This window comes from Roseateles asaccharophilus (assembly GCF_031458115.1).
Taxonomy (GTDB): domain Bacteria; phylum Pseudomonadota; class Gammaproteobacteria; order Burkholderiales; family Burkholderiaceae_C; genus Pelomonas; species Pelomonas asaccharophilus_A.
The window spans coordinates 217,618-233,244 of record NZ_JAVDXV010000001.1; the positions used below are offsets into that span (position 1 = coordinate 217,618).

At 65.7% G+C, this 15,627-nt stretch carries 15 protein-coding genes and 1 tRNA gene; 7 read left to right on the forward strand and 9 right to left on the reverse strand.

Annotated elements, in window-relative coordinates; genetic code table 11:
* Positions 1-3 precede the first annotated feature (3 nt).
* From coaE to J2X21_RS01035, 6 genes are all read right to left on the reverse strand, one after another.
* Positions 4-609, reverse strand: a complete 606-nt coding sequence (coaE, locus tag J2X21_RS01010) for a dephospho-CoA kinase (RefSeq protein WP_310323777.1) — start codon at positions 607-609, stop codon at positions 4-6.
* 4 nt (positions 610-613) lie between these two features.
* Complete coding sequence (locus J2X21_RS01015) at positions 614-1,552, reverse strand: prepilin peptidase (RefSeq protein ID WP_310323779.1); 939 nt, start codon at positions 1,550-1,552, stop codon at positions 614-616.
* A 91-nt stretch (positions 1,553-1,643) separates the two neighbouring features.
* Positions 1,644-2,867, reverse strand: coding sequence for a type II secretion system F family protein (locus tag J2X21_RS01020; RefSeq protein ID WP_310323781.1), 1,224 nt, complete (start codon positions 2,865-2,867; stop codon positions 1,644-1,646).
* Between the two features lie 19 nt (positions 2,868-2,886).
* On the reverse strand, positions 2,887-4,554 hold the full coding sequence (gene pilB, locus J2X21_RS01025) for a type IV-A pilus assembly ATPase PilB (protein ID WP_310325412.1): 1,668 nt from the start codon (positions 4,552-4,554) through the stop codon (positions 2,887-2,889).
* Positions 4,555-4,776: 222 nt separating this feature from the next.
* Positions 4,777-4,853 (reverse strand) — tRNA-Pro (locus J2X21_RS01030).
* Positions 4,854-4,884: 31 nt separating this feature from the next.
* Positions 4,885-5,814 (reverse strand): polyprenyl synthetase family protein, encoded by a 930-nt coding sequence (locus J2X21_RS01035; RefSeq protein WP_310325415.1) that lies wholly within the window; start codon positions 5,812-5,814, stop codon positions 4,885-4,887.
* A gap of 348 nt (positions 5,815-6,162) precedes the next feature.
* On the opposite strand from J2X21_RS01035, the gene rplU reads away from it, so the two are divergent.
* The 4 genes from rplU (at position 6,163) to proB (ending at position 9,087) form a co-directional block, all read left to right on the forward strand.
* Positions 6,163-6,474, forward strand: a complete 312-nt coding sequence (gene rplU, locus J2X21_RS01040; protein WP_310325418.1) for a 50S ribosomal protein L21 — start codon at positions 6,163-6,165, stop codon at positions 6,472-6,474.
* Positions 6,475-6,510: 36 nt separating this feature from the next.
* The gene (gene rpmA / locus J2X21_RS01045) at positions 6,511-6,774 is read left to right on the forward strand and encodes a 50S ribosomal protein L27 (RefSeq protein WP_310323782.1); all 264 of its coding nucleotides are present in this window, start codon (positions 6,511-6,513) and stop codon (positions 6,772-6,774) included.
* A gap of 136 nt (positions 6,775-6,910) precedes the next feature.
* Positions 6,911-7,975, forward strand: coding sequence for a GTPase ObgE (obgE, locus tag J2X21_RS01050; protein ID WP_310323785.1), 1,065 nt, complete (start codon positions 6,911-6,913; stop codon positions 7,973-7,975).
* Positions 7,972-9,087 (forward strand): glutamate 5-kinase, encoded by a 1,116-nt coding sequence (gene proB / locus J2X21_RS01055; protein ID WP_310323787.1) that lies wholly within the window; start codon positions 7,972-7,974, stop codon positions 9,085-9,087. The genes obgE and proB overlap by 4 nt, the downstream gene beginning before the upstream one ends.
* Before the next feature lie 17 nt (positions 9,088-9,104).
* Here the strand turns inward: proB and J2X21_RS01060 are convergent, their stop codons facing one another.
* Positions 9,105-9,701, reverse strand: coding sequence for an RNA pyrophosphohydrolase (locus tag J2X21_RS01060; protein WP_310323789.1), 597 nt, complete (start codon positions 9,699-9,701; stop codon positions 9,105-9,107).
* A gap of 140 nt (positions 9,702-9,841) precedes the next feature.
* Here J2X21_RS01060 and J2X21_RS01065 point away from each other — a divergent pair, with 140 nt between their 5' ends.
* The 3 genes from J2X21_RS01065 (at position 9,842) to J2X21_RS01075 (ending at position 14,410) form a co-directional block, all read left to right on the forward strand.
* Complete coding sequence (locus J2X21_RS01065) at positions 9,842-11,584, forward strand: proline--tRNA ligase (RefSeq protein ID WP_310323791.1); 1,743 nt, start codon at positions 9,842-9,844, stop codon at positions 11,582-11,584.
* Positions 11,581-12,192 carry a lytic transglycosylase domain-containing protein gene (locus J2X21_RS01070; RefSeq protein ID WP_310323793.1) on the forward strand — a complete coding sequence of 204 codons (612 nt, stop codon included), beginning with the start codon at positions 11,581-11,583 and terminating at the stop codon, positions 12,190-12,192. The genes J2X21_RS01065 and J2X21_RS01070 overlap by 4 nt, the downstream gene beginning before the upstream one ends.
* An 82-nt stretch (positions 12,193-12,274) precedes the next feature.
* A complete protein-coding gene (locus J2X21_RS01075) occupies positions 12,275-14,410 on the forward strand; it encodes a M3 family metallopeptidase (protein ID WP_310323796.1) in 2,136 nt (711 codons plus the stop codon).
* Between the two features lie 53 nt (positions 14,411-14,463).
* Here J2X21_RS01075 and J2X21_RS01080 read toward each other — a convergent pair whose 3' ends face one another.
* A complete protein-coding gene (locus J2X21_RS01080; RefSeq protein ID WP_310323798.1) occupies positions 14,464-14,967 on the reverse strand; it encodes a hypothetical protein in 504 nt (167 codons plus the stop codon).
* A 65-nt stretch (positions 14,968-15,032) separates the two neighbouring features.
* Positions 15,033-15,614, reverse strand: a complete 582-nt coding sequence (locus tag J2X21_RS01085) for a hypothetical protein (RefSeq protein WP_310323800.1) — start codon at positions 15,612-15,614, stop codon at positions 15,033-15,035.
* Positions 15,615-15,627 lie beyond the last annotated feature (13 nt).

Genomic DNA, 15,627 nt, shown 5'->3' on the forward strand with positions numbered 1-15,627 from the left:
CGATCAGGGCGTGGCCATTGTTTCACAGCCCCAGGTAGCGGCCAGGCTACGAACGTTGTGTCTGAGGGTTTCCAGCGTCAGCCCCTCGTTGAAGATGACGGCGTCGGCCGCCGCCCGGCGGGCCTCGCGGCTGGCTTGGGCCGCGAGCGCGCCATCAACGCGTTCACGCGTCCAGCCCGGGCGCTGCAGCACTCGTTCTATCTGTGTCTCCGTGCGGCAGTCGACGACCAGCACGCGCGCGACGCGTGCACGCCAGCGGCCCGACTCGACGAGCAGCGGCACATCGAACACCACCAGGGCGGTGCTCGCGGCATCCGCTTGAGCCAGCGCCTCGGCGGTGATCAGCGGGTGCAGGATGGCTTCCAAGCGGCGCTTCGCATCGCTGTCGGAGAAGGCCAGTGCGCGCATGCGGTCGCGGTCCAGCGCGCCGTCCGCGGTGACGAAGTGGGAGCCGAACTGCTGGGCAATGGCCGGCATGGCCGCGCCGCCAGGCTGCGTCAGGCTGCGCGAGATCGCATCGGTGTCCACGATGGCCGCCCCGGCCTCCCGCAGAAAGCCCGCCACCGTGCTCTTGCCACTGCCGATGCCGCCGGTGAGGCCCACCCTCATCGGGTCATGCCCAGCCCAGCCAGCCCAGCACGGTCTGCTGGCCCGCGAACAGCACCACCAGGCCACCGCCGGCCAGGAAAGGGCCGAACGGGACGTAGCGGCCTTCGCGCAGGCTGGACGACAGCTTCATCAGCACACCCACGACGGCACCGACGGCGGACGCACCCAGGATGACCGGCAGCAGCATGGGCCAGCCCAGCCAGGCGCCCAGCGCAGCCAACAGCTTGAAGTCACCCGGCGCCATGCCGATCTGGCCGCGCAGGCGCTCGTACAGCCAGGCGACGGAGAACAGCGACAGGTAGCCGGCCACCGCGCCTATCAACGCTTTGTCCAGCGGGATGGTCCAGCCCATCAGCGCCGCGATGAGGCCGGCCCACAGCAGCGGCTGGTTGATGACGTCGGGCAGCAGCGTCGTGTCCCAGTCGATCATCGCCAGCGCGATCAGCGCGGCCACGAAACCGCACCACAGCAGCGTGGTCGGCTGGGCACCGAAGCGCCACGACAACGCCGCGAAGGCCAGGCCGGTTACGGCCTCAATGACGGGGTAGCGCGCGGAAATGGGGGCCTTGCAGGCGGCGCATTTGCCGCCCAGGCGCAGCCAGCCGATCAGTGGCAGGTTCTCGTGCCAGCGCAGTTGGTGGCCGCAATGCGGGCAGCGCGAGCGGGGGCGGGAGATGCTCAGCGGCGGCAGTTCCTCGATGCGCGTGCCGTAGGCGTCAACGTCCTTGGCCAGCTTCTCCGTCTGGGCCTGCGACCACTGCGCGACGCGGGCCATCGTGGGCGCGTCGATGAGCTGCGCGGCGGACTCGTGCAGCCATTGCCGTTCCAGCATCTGCGGCAGCCGGTGGATCACGACGTTCAGGAAGCTGCCGATGCACAGGCCCAGAACGCCCAACACCCAGGGCGAGAGCCAGAGGGACCAGTCGATGGAGGCTATGGGCATGGTGTAGGCGCGATGGGGCAGTAAGCGGCGCCGAATCTAACCGCTTTTGACGGTCAGGCCGCCGCGACGCGGGCGTCGCGGCACCAGTTCCTCACACGACCTGGCCCAACTTGAAGATGGGCAGGTACATCGCGACCACGATGCCGCCGATGAGGCCGCCCAGGAAGACGATGATGATGGGCTCCATCAGCGCCGACAGACCCTTCACAGCTTCGTCCACCTCGTCCTCATAGAACTCGGCCGCCTTGGCCAGCATGTGGTCCAGCGAGCCCGACTCTTCGCCAATGGAGGCCATCTGCAGCACCATGGTCGGGAAGATCCCGGTCGTCTGCATCGATGTGGTGAGTGCAGAGCCTGTGGATACGTCCCGTTGGATCTGCTCCGTGGCCTCTGCGAATACGGCATTGCCCGAGGCGCCGCCGACGGAGTCCAGTGCTTCAACCAATGGCACGCCGGCCGCGAACATCGTCGACAAAGTGCGCGTCCAGCGAGCCACGGCGGACTTGTACATCAGGGCCCCGAAGACAGGAATCTTCAGCAAGATGCGGTCCATGCGCTTTTGCATCTTCTCGGACCTCTTCCAGCTCTGGATGAAGAAGTAGACGCCGCCGCCCAGCGCGCCAAAGATGGCCCACCAGTACGCAACGAAGAATTCCGACATCGCGATGACCATCAAAGTCGGTGCGGGCAGGTCGGCGCCGAAGGACTGGAACACGTCCTTGAAAGCCGGCACGACGAAGATCATGATGACCGCGACGACGATGAAGGCGACGACCATGACCGCGATCGGGTAGGTCAGTGCAGACTTGATCTTGTTCTTGATCGCAACCGTCTTCTCCTGGTAAATGGCCAGGCGGTCCAGCAGCGCTTCCAGAATGCCACCTGCTTCGCCGGCTTCGACGAGGTTGCAGTACAGCGCGTCGAAGTACATCGGGTGCTTTCGGAAGGCCGAGGACAGGCTGGTGCCAGTCTCGACATCCTGCCGGATGTCGTTGAGCAGCCGGGTCAGCCGCGGATTGGTGCTGCCTCGGGCGACGATGTCGAAAGACTGCAGCAGAGGCACGCCGGCACGCATCATCGTGGCGATCTGCCGCGTGAAGACCGCGATGTCCTTCTGCTTGATCGATGACCCGCCGCTGGAGCGGCGCTTCTTGACCTTGTTGACGAGGATGCCCTGACGACGCAGCGTGGCGCTGACCATGGCTTCGCCACCCGCGCGCAGTTCGCCCTTGACGATCTTGCCGTTGCGGTCCTTGCCTTCCCACTCGAAGACAAAGTCCTTGACGCCTTTTGCTGCAGCGGTGGCCGTGGCCATGCGATCTCCTCGCGTCTACTTATTCGTTGGTGGCGGACAAGACTTCTTCCAGCGTCGTGACGCCGACTTTCACCTTGATAAGGCCAGACTGGCGCAGGTCACGCACGCCTTCCTTCCTGGCCTGCTCGGCGATGTCCATCGCCGTTCCCTCAGCGAGGATGATGCGCTGGATGTCTTCCGTGATGGGCATCACTTGGTAAAGGCCGACGCGGCCTCTGTAACCGTTTGTGCAATTGCTGCAACCGACGGCGCGATAAGGTTTCCAGCTGCCGTCGAAATCCTCTTCAACAAAGCCGGCCTTGATCAGTGCATCGCGAGGGTAGTCGGCCGGCTGCTTGCAGTTCTCGCACAGCCGACGCACCAGGCGCTGGGCCGTGATCAGCAACACGCTGGATGCGATATTGAACGGTGCCACGCCCATGTTCAGCAGACGCGTCAGCGTCTTGGGTGCGTCGTTGGTGTGCAGCGTGGACATGACCATGTGGCCGGTCTGCGCGGCCTTGATGGCGATGTCGGCGGTTTCCAGGTCGCGGATTTCACCGACCATGATGATGTCCGGATCCTGGCGCAGGAAGGATTTCAGCGCGGCCGAGAAGTTCAGCCCGGCCTTGTCGTTGACGTTGACCTGGTTGATGCCGGGCAGGTTGATTTCGGCCGGATCCTCGACCGTCGAAATGTTGACGCCGGGCTGATTCAGGATGTTCAGGCAGGTGTACAGCGACACCGTCTTGCCGGAGCCTGTCGGGCCCGTCACCAGCACCATGCCGTAAGGGCGGTAGATGGCAGCCAGCAGGCGGTCCTTCTCGATCTTCTCGTAGCCCAGCGCATCGATACCCAGCTTGGCCGAGGACGAATCCAGGATACGGATAACGATCTTTTCGCCGAACAGCGTGGGCAGCGTGCTGACGCGGAAGTCGATGGACTTGCTGCCGAACTTCAGCTTCATGCGTCCGTCTTGAGGGATGCGGCGCTCTGCGATGTCCAGCCGGGAGATGACCTTGATGCGCGATGACAGCTTGTCCTTGATCGCGATCGGCGGCTGGGTGATCTCGCGCAACTCACCGTCGACGCGGAACCGGACGCGATAGTGAAACTCGTAAGGCTCGAAGTGCAGGTCGGACGCGCGCAGGTTGATTGCATCCACCAGCATCTTCTGCAGGAAACGTACGACCGGCGCGTCCTCGACGTCGGCGAGCTCGGCGGCCTCCTGCTGTGGCGTCGCGTCTTCCTCGGCGATGTCGAAGTCAAAGTCGCCGCCGGCAATGCTCTCCAGCGTCTCGGACGCGGTGGCGCCACTGGCCGAGAGCAGCTTGGTCAGCTTGTCATGCTCGACGATGACCCACTCGGGTTGCAGTTGCGTCGCAAACTTGATGCGCTCTATAACCTCGAGATCGGTCGGGTCTGCGCCGCCAACAAACAGTCGGCTACCGCGCCTGGACAGCGCGACCACTTGATATTGCTGCGCCAGCTTCGCGTCGATGACGTTCTGCGGCATGCGCTGCGGGTCCATCGCCGACAGATCCAGCAGCGGCAGCGCCAGCGCGCTGGACAGCGTGTGCGCCAGATCGGCGGGCGACACCTGGCCGCTGGTGATCACCGCATTGACGAAACTGGTCTTCTTGTCGCGAGCCTGCTTGACCAGGTCTTCAGCGGCCTTGGGCTGAAGCTTGCCGGCATGCACAAGCATGCGCGCAACCCCGGAGAGTGCGGACTGGAGCGGCTCGACGAGCGTGGTTTCCACGTGCGGTATGTTGGCGACGACAGACGAAGTCCGTCGATTGTGCCAGTCATGTACACGCCCGGCGGCAAACGATTCCAAGGGATAACGGCAGGATGCCGGTCGCCAAGCGTGGCGTTTGACGCACTCCTTGCGTCGCAGTCGAAGAACCCTCGTCCCGAGGGGAAGACTTGGTCGGGGTGAGAGGATTCGAACCTCCGGCCTCTACGTCCCGAACGTAGCGCTCTACCAGGCTAAGCTACACCCCGATGTCTTCTGCTGTGCGTGACCCTGAGGATTTCAGGAATGTCGCTCAACCGACTGAATTGCGAATTCTAGCAGAGATTCTGTCCACATATTGCGAGGCAGCAGCTTGAGGCTGTCGCTGGCGTGCCGAGCCTCTGTGCGAGCCGCTTCGCGCGTGGACTCGAGGGCGCCGGTGGAGCGCACGATGGCGACGATTTCTTGCAGCTTCTCGAGTTCGCCCTCCTCGATGGCGTGACGCAACAGTGCGCGCTGATCAGGCGTCGCGCGCTCCATCGCGATCAGCAGCGGCAGTGTCGTCTTGCCTTCGCGCAAGTCGTCGCCAATGTTCTTGCCAAGTTCGTGGGTGTCGCCCTCGTAGTCCAGCACATCGTCGATGAGTTGGAAAGAAGTGCCCAGTGCGCGGCCATAGGCGGCACAAGCCTCTTCAACGTCCGGCGATGCGTTGGCCAGCACAGCGCCAAGACGCGCGCTGGCCTCGAACAGCTTGGCGGTCTTGAACCGGATGACGCGCAGATAGCTTTCGACTGTGATGTCCGGGTCGTGCATGTTCATCAACTGCAGGACCTCGCCCTCGGCGATCACATTGGTCGCCTCTGCCAGCACTTCCAGCACACGCATACGGTCAACCGAGACCATCATCTGGAAGGCGCGTGAATACAGAAAGTCGCCGACCAGCACGCTGGCCGCATTGCCGAACAACGCGTTGGCGGTGGGCTTGCCGCGGCGCAGCGACGACTCGTCAACGACGTCGTCGTGCAGCAGCGTGGCCGTGTGGATGAATTCGACAACGGCAGCCAGTTCGAAGCGGGCAGGCTGATCGAATCCCAGCGCATTTGCGAACAGCAGCACGAGCTTGGGCCGCATTCGCTTGCCGCCCGCATGGACGATGTAATGCGCGATCTGGTCGATCAGTGCGACATCGGAACTCAATCGTTTGGCGATGACGCCGTCGACCTGGGCCATTTCTTCGGCCAGCAGGTCGAGAGCCTCGGCAACTTGGGGTGGGGGCGAGGCTGTCTCGACGCGCACTCTGAACTCTCAAGCTAGGGAGATGGGCATTATAGAAACGGCGTTCGCCCCTCTCGGGCCGGCGCCGACGCTGAACGACGCGACGAGGCTTGCACGACCCTGGCTCGGCGGCGCTTGCTGACGAGAATCGCTCAGGGTATACTCGCGGGCTCCTTGCATCTCGTGCGTCCTGCGTTCGGCTTGCGGAGAGAAATAAATCGACAAAAAGGCTCGACGAGAGTGGCTGGCAATGCTGGCCGCGGGAGTTGGGTGAATGCACCCTCAGGGTGCGGAAGGATGAATATGTACGCAGTCATCAAGACTGGCGGCAAGCAATACAAGGTTGCTGCCGGCGAAAAGATCAAGGTCGAGTTGCTCGACGCGGAAGTCGGCGCTGAGGTCACCATCGACCAAGTGCTGGCCATTGGCAGCGGGGATGGTCTGACGGTCGGCGCTCCGCTGGTCGCCGGCGCCACCGTCAGCGCCAAGGTCGTCAGCCACGGCAAGCATGACAAGGTCCGCATCTTCAAGCTGCGCCGTCGCAAGCACTACAAGAAGAGCCAGGGCCATCGCCAGAACTACACCGAGCTGGAAATCAGCGCGGTCAACGGCTGATCCAGTCGTCTTTCGCTAATTTCTAGGAGCTAACTCATGGCACAGAAAAAGGGCGGCGGTTCCACACGGAACGGCCGCGATTCCAAGCCCAAGATGCTGGGCGTCAAGGTCTACGGTGGTCAGGTCGTTTCGGCTGGTTCCATCATCGTGCGTCAGCGCGGCACGCGCTTCCACCCCGGCACCAATGTCGGCATCGGCAAGGACCACACGCTGTTCGCACTGATCGACGGCGAAGTGTCCTTCACGGTCAAGGGCGAGAACAACCGCTCGACCGTCGTCGTGTCCCCCCTGGCCGCTTAATCGCAGGCCATCACGGGCGATTCCATCGCCCGAACTTCCAAGCCCCGGCCAGCCGGGGCTTTGTCATTTCTGAAGTCTGGCCCGCCACACGACGGCGCGACCTGACGCAACCCAGCCATTACGATGGCAGCCCGCCATGAAATTCGTTGACGAAGCCACCATCGATGTCGCCGCCGGTAACGGTGGTGCCGGCTGCGCGAGCTTTCGCCGCGAAAAGTTCATTCCGTTCGGTGGCCCCGACGGTGGCGACGGCGGCAAGGGCGGCAGCGTCTGGGCCGAGGCCGACCGAAATCTCAACACACTGATCGATTACCGCTACGCACGGCGCCACGAGGCACGCAATGGCGAGGCCGGCCGAGGCTCGGACTGCTTCGGCGCCGCCGCCGACGACATCGTGCTGCGCATGCCGGTGGGCACCATCATCACGGACCTCGAAACCGAGTCCGTCATTGGTGAACTGCTGGAGCCGGGCGAGCGCATCCTGCTCTGCAAGGGCGGCGACGGCGGTTTCGGCAACCTGCACTTCAAGACCTCCACGAACCGCGCGCCGCGTCAGAAGACGCCGGGCTGGCCGGGCGAGATCAAGAAGGTGCGCCTGGAATTGCGCGTGCTGGCCGACGTGGGCCTGCTGGGCCAGCCCAATGCGGGCAAATCCACGCTGATCACGGCCGTTTCCAACGCCCGACCCAAGATCGCCGACTACCCGTTCACGACGCTGCACCCTAACCTGGGTGTCGTGCGCGTCGCGCCGGAGAAGAGCTTCGTCGTGGCCGACATACCCGGCCTCATCGAGGGCGCCGCGGAAGGTGCCGGCCTGGGCCACCAGTTCCTGCGTCACCTGCAACGCACGCGCCTGCTGCTGCATGTGGTCGACCTGGCACCCTTCGACCCCGAGGTCGATCCGGTCAAGGAAGCCAAGGCCATCGTCGCGGAGCTGAAGAAGTACGACCCCGAGCTGCACGCCAAGCCGCGTTGGCTGGTGCTCAACAAGCTGGACATGGTGCCCGAGGAAGAGCGCGCCACGCGCGTGAAGGACTTCGTCAAGCGCTACAAGTGGAAGGGCCCGGTCTTCGAGATCTCGGCACTGACCCGCGAGGGCTGCCAGCCGCTGATCCACGCGATTTACGACCACGTCGCCGCCGAGCAGCGCGTCATCGAAGAGCGCGACGTCCGTTTCGATACCCCCGATCCCACCGCATGAGTTTGCTGTCCAGCGCGCGCCGCATCGTTGTCAAAGTCGGTTCCAGCCTCGTCACCAACGAGGGCCGCGGCGTTGATGCCGAGGCGATTGCGAACTGGAGCCGCCAGCTGGCGGCATTGGCGAATGAGGGGCGCGAGCTGGTCATGGTCTCCAGTGGCGCCATCGCCGAGGGCATGAAGCGCCTGGGCTGGGCCACGCGGCCCAAGGAACTGCACGAACTTCAGGCCGCAGCGGCCGTCGGCCAGATGGGCCTCGCGCAGATGTACGAGAGCCAGCTCAGCGCCCACGGCCTGCACAGCGCCCAGGTGCTGCTGACGCATGCCGACCTGGCCGACCGTGAGCGCTACCTGAACGCGCGCTCCACGTTGCTGACTCTGATGGCGCACCGCGTGCTGCCAGTCATCAACGAGAACGACACGGTCGTCAACGACGAGATCAAGTTCGGCGACAACGACACACTGGGTGCGCTGGTGGCCAACCTCGTCGAAGCCGATGCGCTGGTCATCCTGACCGACCAGCGCGGCCTGTACTCCGCCGACCCGCGCAAGGATCCGTCCGCCCGCTTCATCGACACGGCCCAGGCCGGCGACCCGGAGCTGGAGCGCATGGCCGGTGGCGCCGGCTCCAGCATTGGCCGCGGCGGCATGATCACCAAGATCCTCGCCGCCAAACGCGCCGCGGGCAGCGGCGCGGGAACCATCATCGCCTGGGGGCGCGAGCCCGACGTGTTGCTGCGCCTGGCGCGCGGCGAGGCCATCGGCACGGCGCTGCTGGCCGCCACGCCCAAGCTGCAGGCGCGCAAGCAGTGGATGGTGGACCATCTGCAGATGCGCGGTGCGGTCAAGATCGACGCCGGCGCCGTCACCAAGCTGCGCGGTGAAGGCAAGAGCCTGCTGCCCATCGGCGTCACCGAGGTGCAAGGCGACTTCCACCGTGGCGACGTCATCGCCGTGCTGTCACCCGACGGCACCGAGCTGGCGCGCGGCCTGTCCAACTACTCGGGCGCCGAAGCGCGCCTGATCGCGCGCAAGCCGTCAGCGGACTTCGAGTCGCTGCTGGGCTATGCGGCAGAGCCAGAGCTTATCCACCGAGACAATCTGGTGCTCCGGTAGGAGCACCTTCACCCAGTTCAGCTCGTCGGTTCGCCGTCCGGCGGTGTCGACGTCGCTTCCAGCGGCATGGGGCCGCTGTTGCGGCCCTCACCGCGGTGGCTGGGGCGCATGCCGGCACGCAGGTAGCGGTTGTGGTGGTTGATGCGCGGCAGGTAGCGAGCCAGTTCCGTCAGCGCCATCTCGTAGACGCCGCGCTTGAACTCGATGACGGCCTCCAGCGGCACCCAGTACTCGTTCCAACGCCAGGCGTCGAACTCGGGGTGGTCGGTGGCGCGCAGGTTCATGTCGCAGTCGCGACCCATCATCTGCAGCAGGAACCAGATCTGTTTCTGGCCCTTGTAGTGGCCTCGTGCGTCGCGCCGGATGAAGTGCTCGGGCACTTCGTAGCGCAGCCAGTCACGCGTCCTGGCCAGGATGCGCACATGCTCTGGCGTGAGCCCCACTTCTTCGTGGAGCTCTCGGTACATCGCCTGCTCGGGCGTTTCGCCGTGTTTGATGCCCCCTTGCGGGAACTGCCACGAATGCGTCCGGATGCGCTTGCCCCAGAACACCTCGTTGCGCTGGTTGAGCAGGATGATGCCGACGTTGGGGCGGAAGCCTTCACGGTCGAGCATAATCAACCTCGAATCTCTAGTTGGTTCGATTATTGCATCGGGCCGCGGTTGCGGAACCGCCCTGAATAACCCCGAGAGATCGCCTCGTTTTGCCCTGACTTGGCCGGGTTTTCACCCGGCCTTCGTTTTTTGCCACGCCCATGAAAGCCTCCCAGTTCTTCGTCTCCACCCTCAAGGAAGCGCCGGCCGACGCCGAGATCGTCAGCCACAAGCTGATGATGCGCGCGGGCATGATCAAGCGGCTGGGCGCGGGGATCTACAACTACATGCCGATGGGGCTGCGGGTCATCCGCAAGGTCGAGAAGATCATCCGCGAGGAGATGGATGCAGCGGGCGCGGTGGAGTGCCTGATGCCGGTCATCCAGCCCGCCGAGCTGTGGCAGGAGACGGGCCGCTTCGACAAGATGGGCCCCGAGCTGCTGCGCGTGAAGGACCGCCATGGCCGCGACTTCATCGTGCAGCCGACGAGCGAAGAAGTCATCACCGACATCGCGCGCCAGGAGCTGCGCAGCTACCGCCAGCTGCCGAAAAATTTCTATCACATCCAGACCAAGTTCCGCGACGAGCGCCGGCCGCGCTTCGGCCTGATGCGTGGCCGCGAGTTCACGATGAAGGACGCCTACTCCTTCGACCGTGACGTGGACGCCGCTGGCCGCAGCTACGACAACATGTACGCGGCCTACTGCAAGATCTTCGACCGCTTCGGCCTGGAGTACCGCGCCGTGGCCGCGGACACCGGCGCCATCGGCGGCGACCGCTCGCACGAGTTTCAGGTCATTGCCGACACCGGCGAAGACGCCATCATCTACTGCCCCACCAGCGACTACGCCGCCAACATCGAACTGGCCGAGGCGCTTGCGCCGCAGGGCGAACGCGCGGCCGCCGCGCAGGCGCTGACCAAGACGCCCACGCCCGGCAAGGCCACATGCGCCGACGTTGCCGAGTTGCTGGGCCTGCCGCTGGCGCAGACGGTCAAGTCGCTGGTGCTGGCCACCGACGAGACGGACAAGGAAGGCAACATCGTCAAGAGCCAGGTCTGGCTGCTGCTGGTGCGTGGTGACCACGACCTGAACGAAGTCAAGGCCGGCAAGCTGGAAGGCCTGAAGGGCGGATTCCGCTTCGCGACGGTGGCCGAGATCGAGGCGCGCTTTGGCTGCAAGCCGGGCTACCTGGGCCCCATCGGCGCCAAGGACGTCAAGGTCATCGCCGACCGCACCGTGGCCCACATGGCCGACTTCGTCTGCGGTGCCAACGAGGTGGACTTCCACCTGACCGGCGTGAACTGGGGCCGCGACCTGCCCGAGCCCGATCTGGTGGCCGACATCCGCAACGTTGTCGCTGGCGATCCGTCGCCGGACGGCAAGGGCGTGCTGGCCATCCAGCGTGGCATCGAGGTGGGCCATGTGTTCTATCTCGGCACCAAGTACTCGGCCGCGATGAACGCGACCTTCCTGGACGAGACCGGCAAGCCCAAGCTGATGGAGATGGGCTGCTATGGCATCGGCGTGACGCGCATCCTGGGCGCGGCCATCGAGCAGAACCACGACGCGCGCGGCATCATCTGGCCGGATGCGATCGCGCCGTTCACGGTCGTCATCTGCCCCATCGGCGCGGACCGCAGCGAAGAGGTCAAGGCCGCCGCCGACAAGCTCTACGGCGAACTGAAGGCGCTGGACATCGACGTGCTGCTGGATGATCGTGGCGAGCGCCCGGGCGCGATGTTCGCGGACTGGGAGCTGATCGGCGTGCCGCACCGCGTGGTGCTGGGCGACCGGGGCTTGAAGGAAGGCCAGGTCGAGTACCAGGGCCGACGAGACGAGGCCGCCACCAAGGTGGCCGTGGGCGACGTGGTGGGCCACCTGAAGGGCCTGCTGAAGCTTTGAAGCGCCTGACTCGTCGGTCGGCGGTGCTGGGCCTGCTGGCCGCACCGTTGACGGCGCGGGCCGGTGCCCAGATCGAAGAACCGCTGATCGATTCGGTGCGTTCGGTGCTGAGCAGCGCCATCGCGCAGGCGGCGCCGCCGCGGCCGCGCTTCGACGACGTCGACTCCCGCATGGCCTACCTGCGCTGGCTGGGCACCATGAGCGAGCGGCTGAAGAAGCGCAAGACCGAGGCGCAGATCCGCATCGAGTTCCTCGAGACCGTCTGGTACGAGGCCAAGCGCGCGGGCCTGGAGCCCAGCCTGGTGCTGGGGTTGATCCAGGTGGAGAGCGGCTTTCGCAAGTACGCCATCAGCACGGCCGGCGCGCGCGGCTACATGCAGGTCATGCCGTTCTGGACGCGCAGCATCGGCGACGGCAACGCGGCCAGCCTGTTCCACATGCAGACCAATCTGCGCTTCGGCTGCGTGATCCTGCGCCACTACCTGGACCGCGAGAAGGGCGACCTGTTCCTCGCGCTGGGCCGCTACAACGGCAGCCGCGGCAGGGCCGAGTACCCCAACCTGGTGTTCGGCGCCCGCAGGCAGTGGCTGCTGCCCGGGCAGACGTAAAGCCGGCTTTACAAACATGGCTTCCGGCCGCGGCGGGCGCTGCGGTTAGCCTTGTCGGTTTCGTCCACAAGACAAGCCGCCCATGCCCGCTGCCAAACGCTTCGCGCCTCTGCTTCTCTCCGCGCTGCTCGCCACCGGCCTTGCCGGCGCGCAGGCCAGCGACAACCCGCTGCTGACCGTCAGCCCGCTGCCGCTGCGCTACCCGCAGTTCGACAAGCTCAGGGACGAGCACTTCGCGCCCGCGCTGGACCGCGGCATGGCCGAGCAACTGGCCGAGATCCAGGCCATTGCCGACAACCCCGCCGCGCCGACCTTCGACAACACCATCGTCGCGTGGGAGAAGAGCGGCCGCCTGCTGGCCCGTGCCAACACGCTGCTGTCCAGCCTGGGCGGCGCCGACACCAACCCGGCCCGCCAGCAGCTGCAGAGCGACTACGCCGCCAAGCTGGCCGCGCAGCGCGACGCGGTGCTGCTGAACCCCAAGCTGTTCGCCCGGGTCGAGGCGCTGTACGCCGCCCGCGACAAGGCGGCGCCGAATGCCGAAGCCAAGCGCCTCATCGAACGCTACCGCCGCGACATGGTGCGCGCCGGCGCGCAGCTGAACGACGAGCAGAAGGCGCGCATGAAGGCCATCAACGCCGAGCTGGCGACGCTGGGCGCGCGCTTCAGCCGGGCCGTGCTGGCCGAGGTCAATGACTCGGCCATCGTCGTGGACAGCGCCGAGGAACTGGCCGGCCTCAGCGCTGCGCAGATCGCCGCGGCGGCCGATGCGGCCAAGAAGCGCGGCCTGGAAGGCAAATACCTGCTGACGCTGCTGAACACCACCATCCAGCCGCTGGAGACCGAGCTGCAGAACCGCGCGCTGCGCGAGCGCCTGCACCGCGCATCGGTGGCGCGGGGCAGCCGTGGCAATGCCAACGACACGACGGCCATCGTGGCCCGCGTGATGACGCTGCGCCAGGAACGCGCCGCGCTCCTGGGCTATGCGACGCCGGCCGACTTCGTGCTGGAGGACGAGACCGCCAAGACGCCGGCCGCCGCCACCGCGCTGCTGCGCCAGCTGGCCCCGGCCGCCGTCGCCGCCGCGAAGCAGGAGGCCGCCGAGCTGCAGAAGCTCATCGACGCCGACCAGGCCGCCAAGGGCCAACCCACGTTCGCGCTGCAACCCTGGGACTGGAGCTACTACGCCGAGAAGCTGCGCGCCGCCAAGTACGGCTTCGACGAGGCCCAGCTCAAGCCCTATCTGGAGATCACCAGCGTGCTGGAGCGCGGCGTGTTCTTCGCGGCCCAGCAGCTGTACGGCATCACGTTCAAGCGCCGCGCCGACCTGCCGGTCTACCGCGACGACGTGCGCGTCTATGACGTTTTCGACACCGATGGCAAGCAGCTGTCCATCTTCATCGCCGACCTGTACGCCCGCCCCAGCAAGCGCGGCGGCGCGTGGGCCAACAGCTATGTGAGCCAGAACCCGCTGGAAGGCACGCTGCCGGTCTCGGCCAACCACCTGAACATCCCCAAGCCACCCGCCGGCCAGCCCACGCTGCTGACCTGGGACGAGGTGGAGACGCTGTTCCATGAATTCGGCCACGCGCTGCACGCCATCTTCAACAAGAGCCGCTACCCGAGCCTGGCCCGCACGCCGCGCGACTTCGTCGAGTACCCGTCGCAGGTCAACGAGGTCTGGGCCGACACGCCCAGCGTGCTGGCCAGCTACGCCCGCCATCACCAGACCGGCGAGCCCATGCCGCGCGAGCTGCTGGACAAGGTGTCGCGCGCCAAGCGCTTCAACCAGGGCTACAAGACGCTGTCCTATCTCGGCTCCGCCATCCTGGACCAGCGCCTGCATCAGCTGAAGCCGGGCGAGATGCCCGCAGCCGACGGCATGATGGCCTTCGAAGCCAAGGTGCTGAAGGAGGAGGGCGTTGACTTCGCACCGGTGCCGCCGCGCTACCGCACGCCGTACTTCAGCCACATCATGGGCGGCTACTCGGCCGGCTACTACGCGTACATCTGGAGCGAGGTGCTGGACTCGAACACCGTGGAATGGCTGAAGGCCAACGGCGACCTGAAGCGCGCCAACGGCGACCAGTTGCGCGCCAAGCTGCTGTCGCGCGGCGGCAGCGAGGACGCGATGGTGCTGTTCCGCAACCTCGTCGGCCACGAGCCCAGGATCGAGCCCTTGCTGGAGCGCCGCGGGCTGGTGGTGCAAAAGCCTTGATGAGACGCGCTGTGACGTCGTCGGGCTGAGTGCCCGATGCTGTCATTGGCGCGCTATCTCCGAACTGGGGAATCCGGCTCGGGCTCGTTGCACCAGCGGATCGTGTATTTGCCGGGAACGGAGATGCCCGCGATCTGGATCAGGCCCTTCTCGCCCGAGAAAGCGATGGTTGTCTTGTCCGTAGAGCCCGGCGTGTCGCGCGTCCAGAGGGCAATGGTGGCGCCTGGCAGCGTCTGCGTATCGACGATGGCCCGGTCGCCGAATTCAGCGGCCAGCGACTTGAGGTCAAAGACTTTGCGCTGCACTCGAGCCATGACCGCGCTGACCAGTGCTCGCTCGTCGGATGTGATGGATGGGTGCTGCAAACGACGATCGTCTAGCAGGTCGCAGCCTTTGAGCTTGCCCCATGCGCAGATCGTGAATCGGGCGTCCAGCGTGTTCAAGTCCCGTGCATAGGCCGGCGAGCCGAGCAGCGCAGCCGCTGAGCTCAGGCCGGCCAGCAGTTGTCTGTTCGCCTTCTTCCTTCTCTCTTGGGTACCAGATCGGCGGAAGCGCATTGCGCCCATCTTCCGTTGATGCAATGTTGGGTTGGATTGTCAGCGAGTGTGGCGCCACGCGAGACTCAGGCGGCGGCCTTCAGCGAACCCGGGTAGGTCAGCGAGCTGCCGCTGGCCGACAGCGAGAACACCACGCTGGTAGACGAGGTCTGCTGCATCAGCGAGGTGTAGAGCGACATCACGCCGCCGGAGGTCTTGGCCGACTTGGCGGCCTGCGAGATGGCCGCGCTCTGCTGGATGCTGGTGGACAGCTTCATCGCGTCACGCGCCTGCGTGGCGATGCGGCTGGCAAAGCTGGGCTGGCTGGTATCGGCCTTCAGGAAGGCTTGGGTCGCGGCCTTGTCGGCGTCGCTGCCCTTGATGCTGACGCTGCCGTCGGACTTCACCGAGAACTCGACGGGGCCGCTCAGCTTGACGCCGGCCTTGGCCATCGCGGCGCGTAGCTCGTTGCCCAGCGTCTTCTGGCCGCTCTCCAGCGACTGCACGGCACCGGAGGCCTTGGCCGTGCTGGCGGCGCGTTGCAGCGCCCCTTGCGACAGCGGCTGGGTCTTGGTGCTCGCGCCCGCAGTGTTGCCGCTCGTCGTCGAACCGGCCTGGCCCTGTGTGGTCAGGTAGCTGAGCAGGGAGTTGTTGAGGTTGGATAACACCGCAAGTCCACGG

Coding starts and splice junctions, on each gene's coding strand:
- proB (WP_310323787.1), top strand. CDS start 7,972: ATGAGTTTGCTGTCCAGCGCGCGCCGCATCGTTGTCAAAGTCGGTTCC.
- rpmA (WP_310323782.1), top strand. CDS start 6,511: ATGGCACAGAAAAAGGGCGGCGGTTCCACACGGAACGGCCGCGATTCC.
- J2X21_RS01075 (WP_310323796.1), top strand. CDS start 12,275: ATGCCCGCTGCCAAACGCTTCGCGCCTCTGCTTCTCTCCGCGCTGCTC.
- coaE (WP_310323777.1), bottom strand. CDS start 609: ATGAGGGTGGGCCTCACCGGCGGCATCGGCAGTGGCAAGAGCACGGTG.
- J2X21_RS01080 (WP_310323798.1), bottom strand. CDS start 14,967: ATGCGCTTCCGCCGATCTGGTACCCAAGAGAGAAGGAAGAAGGCGAAC.
- J2X21_RS01015 (WP_310323779.1), bottom strand. CDS start 1,552: ATGCCCATAGCCTCCATCGACTGGTCCCTCTGGCTCTCGCCCTGGGTG.
- J2X21_RS01065 (WP_310323791.1), top strand. CDS start 9,842: ATGAAAGCCTCCCAGTTCTTCGTCTCCACCCTCAAGGAAGCGCCGGCC.
- rplU (WP_310325418.1), top strand. CDS start 6,163: ATGTACGCAGTCATCAAGACTGGCGGCAAGCAATACAAGGTTGCTGCC.
- obgE (WP_310323785.1), top strand. CDS start 6,911: ATGAAATTCGTTGACGAAGCCACCATCGATGTCGCCGCCGGTAACGGT.
- J2X21_RS01020 (WP_310323781.1), bottom strand. CDS start 2,867: ATGGCCACGGCCACCGCTGCAGCAAAAGGCGTCAAGGACTTTGTCTTC.
- J2X21_RS01060 (WP_310323789.1), bottom strand. CDS start 9,701: ATGCTCGACCGTGAAGGCTTCCGCCCCAACGTCGGCATCATCCTGCTC.
- pilB (WP_310325412.1), bottom strand. CDS start 4,554: ATGCTTGTGCATGCCGGCAAGCTTCAGCCCAAGGCCGCTGAAGACCTG.
- J2X21_RS01035 (WP_310325415.1), bottom strand. CDS start 5,814: ATGGCCCAGGTCGACGGCGTCATCGCCAAACGATTGAGTTCCGATGTC.